Below are 14,392 nucleotides of genomic sequence, written 5' to 3'. Positions count from 1 at the left end.
CACATGCCTGACACAAATTTATCAATAAAACCCTCACGTTATACATTCTCGCTCATTCAAACCGTTACTGCTGTATTTATTTCCATTCTTTTACTCGTTAGTTTTTTATCAATGGTGAGCATTCGGGGAGTTGAACGGGTCGGGGGACATTTTGACGCACTATCAGAACAGGCATTGCCCCTTGCTTTACACAACGCCGAATTGACGCAAAGCGTGTTAGAACAGGTAAAGCTCCTTACCTACAGTACCCAATCAACTGACCTAGATACATTAAACGCGACTAGGGGTTCAATTGACCAACTCGCGACAGAGAGTAACACCACGCTAGAGGAACTTCTTTTTATCTCCCAGTCTTTTCCTGATGCGATTTCTTTAGAGCAACAACAAAACCTTATCGATGACATGGCACAGCTGCAAGCCATGACCAACACGGTTCTCATGGCGCAAATTGAGATTCAAAGTAAACAAAATTTAATCGACAGCAAAATGGGCGAGTTCCGTTATGGTGTTGGATCTATTGGGCCAGAAATGAATCGAATCAGTTCATTCTTGGTTGAAGACAATCCGGAAGCGAGCGATGCTGCGAATCGATTCACGTCTAGTGCGTCTGCTATGGCAAATACTTTTTTGATCTTGATGATGCAATCTGACCTTGATAAAGCACGCGATGAATATCGTCAATTGAGAAACCGAATTGCAGGCCTCAACTTGGCTTATAGCGATTTTGCCGACTGGCACCCTGACATCGCTGAGTTCGCGAGTTTAACCGCGCCCTATGAGATGGTGAAAGAAGGCTTTACCGAAGAAGGTGTAATCAAACAGCTTCTTTTGAAGCTGGAACTGGTTCAACAACAAGAGCAAAACCTAGCCCAAGTGATTACATTAGCAAATACGGTTATCAACACGCTAAATCAACTCTCCTCTACAGCTTCCCAACTGATCGATGAAAGCGAGCTCATCGTTAATCAAACTATTTCTAACATCGACCGTGTGTTGTTTATCAGCGGACTAGTGATTGCCGTAATCATCGTGATCTCATGGTTCGTACTACGTCGTTGGATGAATAAAGGGCTTAAAAACATTACTCAACAACTGAGTTTACTCGCAGATCATGACTTCTCTAAACAGAGTGAGCTGCTGGGGCCGCGAGAGCTGCAGGCTATTACTTCGAAGCTAAATACGGTCGTAGATTCAACCGCTGACTCGGTTCGTTTGGTAACGCGCAACTGTGAAACGCTTTATCAAACCGCTGAAGTAAGCCATGACGCTGCCGAGCAAACCAATTCAAGCTTGAACGAGCAAAATGAATCGCTACAGAATATGATCGCTACAATTACAGAACTTGAAGCATCCATTAGTGAGATTGCTCGAATCTCGAATGCATCAAACGACGATGCGCAGATAGCCGAAGATGAATCCGTCAATGGCAGCCAGGTCGTTGGTCTGAATCAGCAACGCTTACACGCTTTAGACCAATCCCTCAGCATGAACGAAGAATCGATGGCTGACTTGGATGCTCGAGTGAAACAGATTCGTGAAATGGTCGACATGATCAGCGGCATCGCAGAAAACACCAACTTATTGGCTCTTAACGCCGCAATAGAGGCAGCGCGCGCAGGTGAACAAGGTCGAGGCTTTGCAGTTGTTGCAGATGAAGTGCGCAAATTAGCGAGTGGCACATCCCAGCAAACGACCAATATTCGAAACATGATGAACGAGCTGGTGGCAGCAGCTGATCGCTCACGCGCTTCTGTAACAGAATCAAGAAGCGAAATGGCAAATGCACTGCAAACCAGTGGTGATGTGAAGCAGGCCTTCGAGAAAATCGAAATCGCGGTTAGCCAGATCAAAGGCCGTGTCGAGCAAATTATGGTGGCGACCGAACAACAAGCTCGTGCCACTGTTGATGTTACGCATTCAATCACCCGAGTATCTGAGCAAGGTGAGAATACTAAACTGCAACTTGAATCTATGATCGAGAGTTCAGAACAAGTCGGAGAAATAGCAGGGCACCAACAAGCTATGCTTCATAAATACGTACTGAAATAAGCGAACGTGTGGAAGTAATCGATCTGCTGATTTAAATCTGAAATTACATTCGTTTAAGCGCTCTCTACACATATATTGTTATCGATACAAAAACGCCCTTAAATTCTCAAAAGAATCTAAGGGCGTTTTTTAGTACCAAGGTAGGTTTGAACTCGATATAAGCTAAAGACAACCGGAGACTAGTCTTTCGTTGTCGGGAATCGTGCAAAGGGCTGACGCAACATCAAGTCTAAACGTTGCTCTTTACCATCTTGAATCTCGGGCACACCAATCTGCACCTTATCGTGACCAAGCTTGGGTTGAGCACGGTAAGTCTTAAACCAAATGTCCCACACCGATAAAAAGAAACCAAAGTTTGAATGCGTTTCCTTGACGATCACAGAGTGATGCACTCGATGCATGTCAGGTGTCACAATCACTTTTCTTAATCGCTTATCAAACCATAGCGGAAGACGTGCATTACTGTGATTAAACATCGCACTGGCATTTAGGACAATTTCAAAGATCACGACCGCAATCATAGGGACGCCAAGTGTGATCACCAAGCTCACTTTGATAATCATTGAAAGAATCATTTCTATAGGGTGAAAGCGCGTTCCAGTTGTGACATCGATATCTAAATCTGCATGGTGGACTCGGTGTAACTTCCACAACCAAGGAACACGGTGAAACACCAAGTGCTGCAGGTAAATGGCGCAATCTAGTAGCAATACACAGATTAAAATGGTCAGTTCTTTCGGAAGTGACAGGATGTTAAACAAACCCCATTGATTTTCTTGTGCAATAACCGCTGCTTGAAATGCGGCGATAGGAATCAGAGTTGCCAATAGCAAGCTGTTCAAACCAACCAGTGCGAAGTTGTTTCCCCATCGAAACCATTTGTTTTGAGTGAGCGTTTTACGCGGAAAACGGTATTCCCAGAGCGCACACAATCCAAAAACGACAATAAAACAAACAAGGCGAAGCAGTGATGGGTCTTGCATGGGAATTCCTTCTATCATTCTAAGGACACTGTAAGTACAATCGTGCCACTTTTCTAGATTTATCGTTATTGTCCATGAGAATCCACGCTTTTCACCGTTTATATCAACACCGTTTGTCTCTTTCTACCAAGCCGTTTAACGCGCGCGGTTGCAAAGTGGTTCGATGTGAGTTCTGTAAAATCAAACAAGACAGCTGTATCTGCGAACATCAACCAGACGTCAATACGAACGTCGCGACCATGTTGATCTTGTCGGATAATGAAATACTCAAGCCAAGTAATACGGGTCGTTTAATCCTAGATACCGTTAAAGACAGCTATGCGTATCTTTGGCACCGAACCGAGCCAAATCAAGAGATGCTTGATGTGTTGAAAAACGATAAGTATCAGCCTGTCGTGGTTTTTCCTGAAGATTATACCGATGACAAATCGCGCGTGGTTGCTGATCTTGGTGAAATGCGTGATCCGAACAAAACGTTACTGCTGATCTTCATTGATGGTAGTTGGCGAGAAGCAAGACGTATCTTTAGACGTTCTGAGTATTTACAGGATTTACCTGTGTTGTCGATAGAACCAGAATCGGTTTCACAATACATGATGCGTAAGTCAGACAATGAACAACACCTTTCGACTGCAGAAGTGGCGAGCTTGGTTCTGAAACAAGCCGGTGAAGAGCAGGGCGCTAAGACTCTACAGCTGTGGTTTGAGACATTTCGCGAAAGCTATATGCTGAGCAAAACGCGTTATAAGTCCGATCCAACTAAACCAAGCCTGAACGCTTTCATAGAGCACACTAAAAGTGAGACGTCACTCTAACCTTTAACCGCTTTGTGCTGACTTGTTGTTCAATCAGATTCAAACACGAGATAAGTTTGTTATCTATCACGGTTTGTAGGGGGAGTGTTATGGATAATGCTCCCTAGATGTTTAATTTGAAAAATTTATTTGCCCGAATTTAGGGAAAAATTGGAGAGATTTCATGTATTACGGCTTCGATGTTGGCGGCACAAAAATTGAATTTGGTGCGTTCAATGAAAAACTTGAGCGAGTAGCAACAGAACGCGTACCAACGCCTACTGAAGATTATCAACTGCTACTTGATACGATTGCCGGTTTGGTTAAGAAGTACGACAACGAATTTTCTTGCGAAGGTAAAATTGGTCTTGGTCTTCCTGGTATGGAAGACGCTGACGACGGCACTATGCTGGTTGTTAACGTACCAGCTTCAACGGGGAAACCACTACGTAAAGACCTAGAAGCACTGATTGGTCGTAGTGTAAAAATTGAAAACGATGCGAACTGTTTTGCGCTTTCTGAAGCGTGGGATGACGAACTGAAAGATGAACCATCAGTAGCGGGCCTAATTCTAGGCACTGGCTTCGGCGGCGGTTTAGTTTACGAAGGTAAAGTGTTCTCTGGTCGTAACCACGTAGCCGGTGAGCTAGGCCATATGCGCCTTCCTATCGATGCATGGTTCCACCTTGGTGACAACGCACCGCTATTAGGTTGTGGTTGTGGCAAGAAAGGTTGTCTAGACAGCTACCTATCTGGTCGTGGTTTTGAACTGATTTACGAGCACTACTTCGGCGAGAAGAAGAAAGCGATCGAGATTATTCAAGCGTACAACGAAGGTGAAGCGAAAGCTGCTGAGCACGTTGACCGTTTCATGGAGCTATTGGCTATCTGTTTCGCGAACTTGTTCACTGGCCTTGACCCACATGTTGTTGCACTGGGTGGTGGTCTTTCAAACTTCGAGCTTATCTACGAAGAGATGCCAAAGCGTATTCCTAAATACCTATTGTCTGTCGCGAAGTGCCCTAAGATCATCAAAGCGAAGCATGGTGATTCAGGCGGCGTTCGTGGCGCAGCATTCCTTAACATTAAGTAATCGCTACTTAACGTTAAGCTAGTTAAAAGCATAAATAAAAATGCCGCAATCTCGAAAGAGGTTGCGGCATTTTTTATATTCAAGCTTTCGTAGTTCAGTGTTTTCGTTTCTTTAGCTCTTAGAGCTTAAGTACAAGCGAAAAGCTAGAAGCTACATATCAAGAAAAAGAGTCAGAGGACTTACTTCTTCTTTTTACCAACACCAAGGTTGTCTTTTTGCTTCAACGTAAGCTTAGTAAAGCCTAGCTTGCGGAAGTAGTTGTCTTGGTAGTTGCGAACCGCTTTAGTATCTGAAATCAACTCAAGCTGCTGCTCAGTTTTTAGATACTCAGTGATGTCGATACCTTCAGCTGCAGCTACAGCTTCTTGGATCGTGCGGTGTTCTTGTTTTGAAAACAGTAACTCTTTGTCTTCATCTTTGTAAGTGTACAGAATGGTACGAGCCATGGTGCTCTCCAATAGAATTATTACTTTGCGCGCACTCTACATAAAAACCGTACGTGGCTCAAGGTAATGGTAAGAAATCTTAAGATTATCGTTCTTTAGGCTTATCGCTATTTAAGCTTTCTGTCTTTTAAGGAACGAACAGGTTGTCCTGTACCAAACGAAAAGAAAGCCCCGTAACATCGAAAGCTCGATAGAAGGGGCTTCATCTATGTTTTGGCAAACAGCTTCTAGTCAATTAAAAAGCTGCTAAGTCAATTTAGGTCATTGAAACTTCAATTAAACACGACCTTGAAGTGGAATGATCGTTACCGTCTCGCCAACTTTTACGGTATCAACCGCTGGCGAGATTTCAATTAAGCAGTTTGCTTCGCTCATTGAGCGTAGAATACCTGAACCTTGTTTACCCGTCGTCTTCACTTCAAGCACACCAGATTCGTTCATTGAGAACACACCACGGCTGAACTCAGTGCGACCTTGGCGAGAACGTAATTGCTCTGTTGCAACCGCGTTTGCTTTCACTGGTGTCCAGTTAGTTTGACCTTGTAGCTTACGAATTGCAGGTTCTACAAAGTTAATGAACGACACCATCACCGCAACTGGGTTACCCGGCAAACCAAAGAAAGGTTTGTTTTCAATTTTACCGTAAGCCAATGGCCGACCTGGGCGCATATTGATACGCCAGAAGTTGATTTCACCCAGCTTATCTAACGCAAGCTTAATGTAATCGGCATCACCAACAGACACACCACCAGAAGTAAGAACCATATCCGTTTCTAAAGAAGCAGCGTGCAGGACATCCATCATTTTTTGCTCATCATCTTCAATGATGCCGTAATCAATGATGTCACAGCCAAGCTTTTGAAGCATACCGATAATAGTAAAACGGTTTGAGTCGTAGATAGAGTTTGGTTTTTGCTCGCAACCCGGAGCTTGAACTTCATCACCCGTCGAGAACACACCTACTTTTACTTTACGTAGAACAGGGCAGGTACCAAAACCTAACGACGCCATCATGCCCATTTCTGGTGCCTCAATGCGTGTGCCACGAGTAAAGACAGGTTGGCCGATTTCTAAATCTTCACCGGCCATACGGACATTTTGTCCAACCGAGATTTTAGCATCAGGGAAGCTAACTTTGTCGCCATCTTGAACGGCTTGTTCACGCATTACGACTACGTCAACGCCTTGAGGCATTGGTGCACCCGTCATGATCTTAACCGCTTCACCTTGTTGAACAGTTTGCTCATAGCTATGACCCGCCATAACTTCAGCAACGATGTTGTAGCTATCAAGATCTAAATCTTCACTACGAATTGCGTAGCCATCCATTGCCGAGTTCGTGTTCTGAGGAACGTTGATTGGTGAAATTACATCTTCAGCCAATACTCGACCGTAGGCTTGCACTAATTCAACACTCTCTGCTAGATCGAGCGCGTCAATGCTATCAACAATCTTTTGTTGGCCTTGAGTAACCGTTAAGCCTGCAGGAGAGAAAGAATCACAACACACAACTGGCGTGTTGTCTTTTGAAGATGCACACGAAGCGACTTTATTTGTTTTCGAAGTAGAGTCGAACGACTGAGCATAATCGATAATGAAATCACGAATCGCTTCTAAGTCGCTGATCGTCATTTGTGGCAAGTCTGATTCAACTTGGCTGTCTGCTGCAATAGCGATAATGTTGTTGTCGTTTGGGTACAACCAAGGTTTGCCTACTTCATCACGGTGAAGCTCGATTTTAGGGAAAGCGATGTTCTTACAGCCTTCAACCAAAATCAGGTCAAGCGTGTTGGTATTAAAACGAGTAAGTAGGTAATCAAAGTCAGCTTCGGCTTCTGGTGTTTCTGTCATCATGACATGACGGTTACGAGATGCGATCAACATTTGGTTCGCGCCCGCTTTACGCAAGCGATAGCTGTCTTTACCCGGCTTATCAACATCAAAATCGTGGTGAGCATGTTTTAACACGCCAACTTTTAAACCCGCGTCAGTCAATAAAGGAAGCAGGGCTTCAAGTACGGTCGTTTTGCCTGTACCGCTATAAGCAGCAAAGCCCAATAAAGGAAGGTTAGGGCGTTGTTTTGAATCTTTCATTATTGAAGCGTTCCGAATTGGGTGAGTTCTTCTGGCGTGTTGAGGTTTACAAAGCAGTTAGGTGAGTCGCTAAAATCGACATATTCCGTGACACACTCTTTGTATAGCAAGATGATTTTACGGTCACCACGTTCCAAAAACGCTTCTAACTTTGGCAGAACACGTTTGTGGAAGAGGGTGAATACAGGTTGCTTGAATTCGCCATCATGCGCGACAAGAATGTCGCTGTCTTCTTTGACTGCAGAACAAAAACGTTCAACAAGGTCATCACTGATTTGTGGGCTGTCGCAAGGGACAAAGCCAACCCAGTCTGTGCTCGCGTTTTTAAGGCCAGCATGAATGCCACCCAGCGGGCCTGGATAGTCAGGGAAAGAATCGGAAACAACCGGAGCAAATGCTTGGTAACTGTCTAAGTTACGATTGGCATTGATAGTGATGCTGACATCTTGTTGTGACAGCTTGTTTATAACGTATTGAATAAGCGGAGAACCGTTGAGCTCAACGAGCCCTTTATCTTTTCCGCCCATACGGCTGGCCTGTCCGCCAGCCAAAATAACCCAACTAGTTTGCGTTGGAAGCAACATAAATATTCTCTTGTGCTTTGTTCTTTTTAATAACTTGAAGAAGCGGTGATTCAGTCAAAGTGTTGTCTTTGATCCACCACTGCTTCTTACATAAATCGGTTAACGCGTTAGTCTGGTGACTGGTGATGACCAAACTCGCGCCTCTCTGAAGAAGATCTTCGGCCATAATCACCAATCTTTCAATAGATTCTTTGTCTAAAGAAGCACTTGGTTCATCCATAAGCAAGATTGAAGGCTTAAGAATCCAAGCTCGTGCCATCGCTACGCGTTGACGCTCACCACCAGATAGCACAGAGATGTGCTCATCTGCCAAGGTTTCTAAACCTACCATTCTCAATGCATTAATTATTTGAGCTCGCTTATCTTTTTGGCTCTCTTTGTTAAAGCGAATGCCATAAGCGACATTTTGGTACACCGAGCCATCAAAAAGATAGGGGGTTTGATGCAGGTAGATAATGTCTTTGAACTTGAGTCGAGGAAACAGTTTTTGCTGCCAGCTCTGGGTTGGCGACTGAATACGCCCAGAGCTCGGCTGAATTAATCCAGACAAGATTTTAAGTAGGGTCGTTTTACCAACACCATTGTCTCCCTTGAGATAAATGGCATCGTTTGGACCGATCGACAATTCGGGAATGTGGAACAAAACACGCTCTTTGTAGCGCATTGAAATTTGCTGCGTTGTTATTTTTATACTCATGACAGCGTTCCTAAGTTCTTAAATAGCCTTTTCCTCTCACACTGGAAAGGAAAAAGTTAAGGGCTAATGCCAATGCTAATAACACCATACCGAGGGCAACACCTTGAGCGAATGCACCTTTGTGGCTTTCCATGGCGATGGCTGTTGGAATGTTTCTTGTCATACCCATAATGTTGCCACCAACCATCATTGAACAACCTACCTCTGTCACGATTCGAGAGAAGGCTGCGATAGCGGCAGCTAAAAGAGGGAAGCGCGTTTCCCAAATCAATGTACAAGCCACGCGTGTTGTTGATACTCCAAGTGTGCGTGCTGTTTCTACTGCACGACGATCACTGGCTTGTAAAGCACCGTGCATCATCGCCACGAGGATAGGGAAACAGATCAGCATCTGGCCTAAAATCATCGCCTTTTGGGTGAACAGCAATTGCCAATCACCTAACGGACCAGAGCGAGAAAGCATCATGTACATCAACAAACCAATAACCACAGTAGGAATCGCTTGAAGGGTGTTGATCACCGAAAGCAGAGCCCATTTCCCGGGGAACTCAGTATAAGCCAATAAAAAAGCCATAAGGATTGCAGGAACAATCACTAATGAGATGGCGGACAAAGATACGCTGAAAGATACCGCGACGATTTGCCACAATTCGTGGTCAAAACTCACCAGTAGGTTCATTGCATCAATCGTTGTTTGCCATAGGGTCATGAAGTATCTCGTGTAAATCGATAATAGGTTTTTATCGGTAATGACTGATGTTAATCATAGCTGACACAAAGAGTTTGAGCCTGTAATGGTCAGCTATTGTTTTTAAGTGTGAACGTTTTAAAGCAAGACGGTTTTAAAAGGAAACAGCTTAGATGTTTCGTTTACTGCTGAGTAACGGTAGCGCTAATTGATTCGGGTTGAACCTTAAGCGCTACTTTTAACGACAGAAGCCGACTCTTTAATTACAACAAACTATTCTGCGCTTGCAACAAACAGCTGTTTACCGTGCAGTTTAAAGTCGTTAATCAGTTTCTGACCTTTAGGGTTAACCAACCAATCACTGAATTCCTTCGCAGCTTGGTAATTGATGCTCGGGTAGCGTTCTGGGTTAACAAGAATTACTTGGTAAGGGTTAAATAGGTTCTTGTCACCTTGGAAAAGGATTTTTAGGTCCAGTTTATTTTGATAAGCCAACCAAGTACCACGGTCTGTCATGGTGTAGCCTTGCATCTCAGACGCCATGTTCAGAGTAGGGCCCATGCCTTGACCAACACTGCGATAACCACCAAAGTTCGGTTCGATTTTAGTTTGTGCCCAAATGCCCATCTCTTTCTTATGAGTACCAGAGTCGTCACCACGAGATACAAACGTCACGTTATTGGTCGCGATCGCTTTAAACACATCGGCTACAGCTTTTTGAGATTCAATTTTCGCAGGGTCGCTTTGTGGACCAACGATAACAAAGTCGTTGTACATCAGTTTACGAGGTAAAACACCGTAGCCTTTTTCTACGAAATTCGCTTCCGCTTTTGGTGCGTGAGTCATCACCAAATCAACGTCACCGTTTTCGCCCATGCGAAGTGACTTACCCGTACCAGCGGCTAAAACATCAACTTTGATACCAGAATCCTTTTCGAACTCAGGCAATAAGTAGTCCAGTAGACCAGAGTGATAAGTACTTGTGGTTGTCGCCAACTTGATATGAGTGGTGTCTTCCGCGCTGCTAGCGGTGTAACTGACGATAGATAGAGCTGCAATAGTTAAGGGAATTGCTTTCATTATTATTATGTCCATTCTGTTATAAATGAATGACATGCCTTCAGTTTTAAAGGGCTCAAAGAAGGTCATGTGCACAAGACGCTAATTGTTGTAATTAGAAATCTACACCTTATAAGCAATCTTGATGCCAATAAATAATGCATCAGATCTCATTAAATTGCTGTTATTTCGGACAAAACTGTGTCAATTACCCCGTTAAAATGAATCAAAACATGAGCTAGGACAAAATGTCGCACATTGTCCCTGTTGGACAAAAGGTTAATTGGTACACTCTGTCCCAACTTTCCTCACCGGCTAATCATTATGTCTTTATCTAGTTCATCTGCATCTAATCTCAATCCGAACACATTGACTCAATATCAAGCGTTTTCCGTTTTGGTTGTCGATGATGAATTAGGTATGCAGGCTATCTTAAAGAAAGCACTAGGTAAGTTCTTCGGCAAGGTGTCGAGCGCAGGGTCAGTTGAAGAAGCTGAAACGCTCCGTTCGAGTGAGCATTTTGATCTGATTGTGCTTGATATCAACCTGCCTGGCCGTTCTGGCATTGAGTGGGAAGAGGCTTTTAACGACAACGACAAACGCGCCGATGTGATCTTCATGACGGGCTATGCCGATCTAGAAATGGCCATATCCGCGCTTAAGCTTGGTGCTTCAGATTTTATTCTTAAGCCTTTCAACTTAGAGCAAATGATACAAGCGGTTCTTCGTTGTATGGACAAGCGCCTTGACCAAAGAATGCAGTACGCGTTGAAGCGTGATGTTAGCCGTCATATCAAGACTGAATTGATCGGTAATTCAGACAAGACCAAACAACTTAAATTGCTGATCAGTCAATTTGCACCGTCTCGAGCGTCCGTTCTTATTGAAGGTGAGTCAGGTACGGGCAAAGAGTTGGTAGCTCGTGGTGTACATGAAGCGAGTAAACGCACTGGTCCATTTGTACCTATCAACTGTGGTGCCATTGCCCCTGAACTTTTAGAAAGTGAATTGTTTGGACATACCTCTGGCGCATTTACGGGTGCGAAGAAAAACCGCGAAGGTCTGTTTAGAGTCGCAAGTGGTGGCACGCTGTTCCTTGATGAGATCGGTGAAATGCCACTGCCAATGCAAGCAGCCTTGTTACGCGTGTTAGAGCAAAGAACGATTCGTCCGGTCGGTAGCGAGAAGGAGATTGCTGTTGACGTACGTGTGGTGGCGGCGACCAACCGAAACCTTCAAGAAGAGGTTGATAAAGGGCACTTCCGCCGAGATTTATTCTACCGACTTAATGTACTAAAGATTGATGTTGTTCCACTAAGAGAGCGACCATCGGATTTGATAGAGCTTGTTCCATACTTCACGCGTCTTTTGTCGAGCGAGCTTGGTATGCCCGTTCCAAATTGGGCACATGAAGATATCTTGGCGATGAATGAATACGAGTGGCCGGGGAATATTCGTGAGCTTAAAAACTTGGTTGAACGATGTATTCTTTTAGACAAGCCACCAGCACACTATTGGCGCGAGATTAACGGAGATCCTGTACCGGCCAACATTTCAGTGACGGTGTCACATGGTGCGGAAATGCCAAACTTGAATAATGCAGACGTCGCCGAGGGTTATCCAAACACTTGGACGCTAAAAGAAGTTGAGAAATCTCATATAGAACAGCTTGTTAAATTTCATGATGGCAATAAATCGGCTGCTGCGAGAGATCTTGGCGTCGCACGTAAAACGTTAGAACGTAAGTACAAAGACTGGAATACAGAAGGTTCTGATTATGCCGATTAGACGTCATTGGTGGTCAAAGTGGACGTTCCGGTTCAAAACCATGGTTCGCTACCGCTTACTATTTCTTACATCCGCTCCGATCATTCTTACTTTGTGTGCACTTGTGGCTATCACACTGTATTGGTCTGTTCATTACACATGGCAGGGCGCACTGATTGATGTCGATGAGCGCTTGGATGTTGCCGATAACAGTATTCACCTGATTCAAAATCAGCAAGCATACAACGTTCGCGCGTTTGCTGAGTCTTACAATTTTAAAATGAAGCTTGCGAGTGAGGTTTCCCAAGACGAGCTCATCCGTTGGGTGTCAGAGAACAAATCTCGTTATGAGCTCGACTTTCTACGTTGGCGTAGTGTTGAGAATATGCCCAAGAAACTCGAGTTTCTAAATTTAACTCATAAATCTTCGTTTTTCAGTGTCTTAAGCCGTGACGAACTCAACTATCTCGATAGTGACCTTGCTAAGAAAGCAGAAGTTCCGATGCTCAATGGGCAAGAAGTCGAGACACGCGGACTGGTCAGCCGAACCGTTGTATCCATAAAAGATGAACACGATCATGTGATTGGTTTTCTGGATGGTGGGATCTTACTGAACAACAGCACTCAACTTGTCGACCAAATCAGCAACCTTATTTATCCGCAAAGAGAAGGCTTTAATCGTCATGTCGGCACAGTCACAGTGTTCCTTGATGATCTTCGTGTCAGCACCAACGTGCCCTTAAGCAGTGAAGACAGTGTTGGGCGCGCCATTGGTACGCGGGTTTCTCATGAAGTGAACTCTAAAGTATTGATTGAAGGTAAAGAGTGGTTAGATCGAGCGTATGTTTACGATGCTTGGTACATCACAGCTTATCAGCCAATTCATGATCAGTTTGATAATGTCATTGGTATGCTTTACACCGGTTATTTGATTTGGCCGCTGGTAGAAACGTATTTAACCAACCTTGGTGAAATCAGTATTACCATTGTGTTGCTATTGTTGGTATCAGGTTTGATCGTTCACCGTGGCGCACGTGATCTTTTCAACCCAATTGAACGCATCCATAAAGTCGTCAAGCTAGTCCAGATGGGGCAAGACAAGCGAATTGGTACGCTAGGTTTGGATGATCAACACGAACTTACGCTACTCGCTAAACAGTTCGACAAGATGTTGGATTTGCTTCACGAGCGCAATCAAGAAATTCAACAAGCGGCTTCTGAGCTTGAGTGTAAGGTTCACTCTCGTACTGCGAGTTTAAAAGAGAAAACTGAAGAACTCGAGCTACACATTAAGCTGCTCAATCAAGCCAGAGATAAGCTGGTGGTCAATGAAAAACTCGCCGCGTTAGGTGAATTAACGGCAGGCATTGCTCATGAGATCAATAACCCAACCGCAGTGATTCTTGGCAACGTAGAGTTGATGAAGTTTGAACTAGGCGATGAAGTGAGCCGTGTAGATGAAGAAGTCCACGCGATCATGGAACAGATTGACCGAATTCGAAATATTACGCGAAGCCTGCTTCAATACAGCCGTCACGGTGGCGTACAAGACGAAATTACATGGCAGCATATCAACCCAATTGTCGATGAAAGCATCACACTCGTAAAAACAGGAGCGAAGAAGAAAGGCATAGTGTACGTATCACAGCTGAACGCTAAAACCTCAGTCGAAGTGAACCGAAACCAATTACTGCAGATTCTGGTTAACCTACAAATGAACGCGATTCATGCAATGGACGGGCAAGGCACGTTAACCATCTCGAGTGAAGATTGGATCGAAAACGGTATTTCTCATGGTGCTATCGTTCATGTTCAAGATGAAGGATGCGGTATCAAGGAAGAGCAACTAAGTCGTATATTCTCGCCTTTCTATACCACCAAACGTGACGGTACTGGTTTGGGATTGTCAGTATCTCAAAGTATCTTGAGCCAAATTGGCGGTGAGATCCGAGTTGAATCAGAGGTAGGAAAGGGAAGTTGCTTTAGTATCTACCTTCAACAGAAAGCGACACCTCAACTGTTGGTGTCAAACCTCTAATCCATTATTCAATAATTTAGAGCACCACGCTTATAAAAACACCTCCGATTTAGATAAGTTCGGAGGTGTTTTTCTATTTATAGCGAGTTACTTTGAGACA

At 44.2% G+C, this 14,392-nt stretch carries 12 protein-coding genes; 5 read left to right on the top strand and 7 right to left on the bottom strand.

Annotation, left to right across the window (positions count from 1 at the left end):
• Nucleotides 1–3 precede the first annotated feature (3 nt).
• On the top strand, nt 4–2,049 hold the full coding sequence (locus BCT34_RS18010) for a methyl-accepting chemotaxis protein (RefSeq protein ID WP_076651618.1): 2,046 nt from the start codon (nt 4–6) through the stop codon (nt 2,047–2,049).
• A 179-nt stretch (nt 2,050–2,228) separates the two neighbouring features.
• Here BCT34_RS18010 and BCT34_RS18005 read toward each other — a convergent pair whose 3' ends face one another.
• Nucleotides 2,229–3,032 carry a sterol desaturase family protein gene (locus BCT34_RS18005; protein WP_076651617.1) on the bottom strand — a complete coding sequence of 268 codons (804 nt, stop codon included), beginning with the start codon at nt 3,030–3,032 and terminating at the stop codon, nt 2,229–2,231.
• 68 nt (nt 3,033–3,100) lie between these two features.
• Here BCT34_RS18005 and BCT34_RS18000 point away from each other — a divergent pair, with 68 nt between their 5' ends.
• Nucleotides 3,101–3,847 carry a tRNA-uridine aminocarboxypropyltransferase gene (locus BCT34_RS18000; protein WP_076651616.1) on the top strand — a complete coding sequence of 249 codons (747 nt, stop codon included), beginning with the start codon at nt 3,101–3,103 and terminating at the stop codon, nt 3,845–3,847.
• Nucleotides 3,848–4,010: 163 nt separating this feature from the next.
• A complete protein-coding gene (gene nagK / locus BCT34_RS17995) occupies nt 4,011–4,919 on the top strand; it encodes an N-acetylglucosamine kinase (protein WP_050621335.1) in 909 nt (302 codons plus the stop codon).
• Between the two features lie 179 nt (nt 4,920–5,098).
• Here nagK and BCT34_RS17990 read toward each other — a convergent pair whose 3' ends face one another.
• From BCT34_RS17990 to BCT34_RS17965, 6 genes are all read right to left on the bottom strand, one after another.
• Nucleotides 5,099–5,365, bottom strand: a complete 267-nt coding sequence (locus BCT34_RS17990) for a DUF2960 domain-containing protein (protein ID WP_076651615.1) — start codon at nt 5,363–5,365, stop codon at nt 5,099–5,101.
• 276 nt (nt 5,366–5,641) lie between these two features.
• On the bottom strand, nt 5,642–7,459 hold the full coding sequence (locus tag BCT34_RS17985) for a bifunctional molybdopterin-guanine dinucleotide biosynthesis adaptor protein MobB/molybdopterin molybdotransferase MoeA (protein ID WP_076651614.1): 1,818 nt from the start codon (nt 7,457–7,459) through the stop codon (nt 5,642–5,644).
• Nucleotides 7,459–8,043: a molybdenum cofactor guanylyltransferase MobA gene (gene mobA / locus BCT34_RS17980; RefSeq protein WP_004733776.1), complete on the bottom strand. Its 585-nt coding sequence runs from the start codon at nt 8,041–8,043 to the stop codon at nt 7,459–7,461. The genes BCT34_RS17985 and mobA overlap by 1 nt, the downstream gene beginning before the upstream one ends.
• Entirely contained in the window at nt 8,021–8,740 is a 720-nt protein-coding gene (locus BCT34_RS17975; RefSeq protein ID WP_076651613.1) for an energy-coupling factor ABC transporter ATP-binding protein, read from the bottom strand. Before BCT34_RS17975 ends, mobA begins: the two co-directional genes overlap by 23 nt.
• 10 nt (nt 8,741–8,750) lie before the next feature.
• Complete coding sequence (locus BCT34_RS17970; RefSeq protein ID WP_076651612.1) at nt 8,751–9,449, bottom strand: ABC transporter permease; 699 nt, start codon at nt 9,447–9,449, stop codon at nt 8,751–8,753.
• Between the two features lie 252 nt (nt 9,450–9,701).
• Nucleotides 9,702–10,508: a substrate-binding domain-containing protein gene (locus tag BCT34_RS17965; RefSeq protein ID WP_076651611.1), complete on the bottom strand. Its 807-nt coding sequence runs from the start codon at nt 10,506–10,508 to the stop codon at nt 9,702–9,704.
• Between the two features lie 303 nt (nt 10,509–10,811).
• Between BCT34_RS17965 and BCT34_RS17960 the strand changes: the two genes are divergently transcribed.
• Together BCT34_RS17960 and BCT34_RS17955 are read left to right on the top strand one after the other, a co-directional pair.
• Nucleotides 10,812–12,275, top strand: coding sequence for a sigma-54 dependent transcriptional regulator (locus BCT34_RS17960; RefSeq protein WP_076651610.1), 1,464 nt, complete (start codon nt 10,812–10,814; stop codon nt 12,273–12,275).
• Nucleotides 12,265–14,292, top strand: coding sequence for a cache domain-containing protein (locus BCT34_RS17955; protein WP_076651609.1), 2,028 nt, complete (start codon nt 12,265–12,267; stop codon nt 14,290–14,292). Before BCT34_RS17960 ends, BCT34_RS17955 begins: the two co-directional genes overlap by 11 nt.
• Nucleotides 14,293–14,392: the final 100 nt, after the last annotated feature.

Source organism: Vibrio sp. 10N.261.45.E2 (assembly GCF_002875705.1).
In the GTDB taxonomy this organism is placed as follows: domain Bacteria; phylum Pseudomonadota; class Gammaproteobacteria; order Enterobacterales; family Vibrionaceae; genus Vibrio.
Note: the sequence above shows the minus strand (reverse complement) of the source record. Positions and strands in the feature narration are given on the sequence as shown.

Bases quoted from the DNA above. Each gene is read 5' to 3' on its own strand.
- BCT34_RS17965 (WP_076651611.1), bottom strand. From the start codon at position 10,508: ATGAAAGCAATTCCCTTAACTATTGCAGCTCTATCTATCGTCAGTTAC.
- BCT34_RS17985 (WP_076651614.1), bottom strand. From the start codon at position 7,459: ATGAAAGATTCAAAACAACGCCCTAACCTTCCTTTATTGGGCTTTGCT.
- BCT34_RS17975 (WP_076651613.1), bottom strand. From the start codon at position 8,740: ATGAGTATAAAAATAACAACGCAGCAAATTTCAATGCGCTACAAAGAG.
- BCT34_RS18010 (WP_076651618.1), top strand. From the start codon at position 4: ATGCCTGACACAAATTTATCAATAAAACCCTCACGTTATACATTCTCG.
- BCT34_RS18005 (WP_076651617.1), bottom strand. From the start codon at position 3,032: ATGCAAGACCCATCACTGCTTCGCCTTGTTTGTTTTATTGTCGTTTTT.
- BCT34_RS17990 (WP_076651615.1), bottom strand. From the start codon at position 5,365: ATGGCTCGTACCATTCTGTACACTTACAAAGATGAAGACAAAGAGTTA.
- mobA (WP_004733776.1), bottom strand. From the start codon at position 8,043: ATGTTGCTTCCAACGCAAACTAGTTGGGTTATTTTGGCTGGCGGACAG.
- BCT34_RS17955 (WP_076651609.1), top strand. From the start codon at position 12,265: ATGCCGATTAGACGTCATTGGTGGTCAAAGTGGACGTTCCGGTTCAAA.
- BCT34_RS17970 (WP_076651612.1), bottom strand. From the start codon at position 9,449: ATGACCCTATGGCAAACAACGATTGATGCAATGAACCTACTGGTGAGT.
- BCT34_RS17960 (WP_076651610.1), top strand. From the start codon at position 10,812: ATGTCTTTATCTAGTTCATCTGCATCTAATCTCAATCCGAACACATTG.
- nagK (WP_050621335.1), top strand. From the start codon at position 4,011: ATGTATTACGGCTTCGATGTTGGCGGCACAAAAATTGAATTTGGTGCG.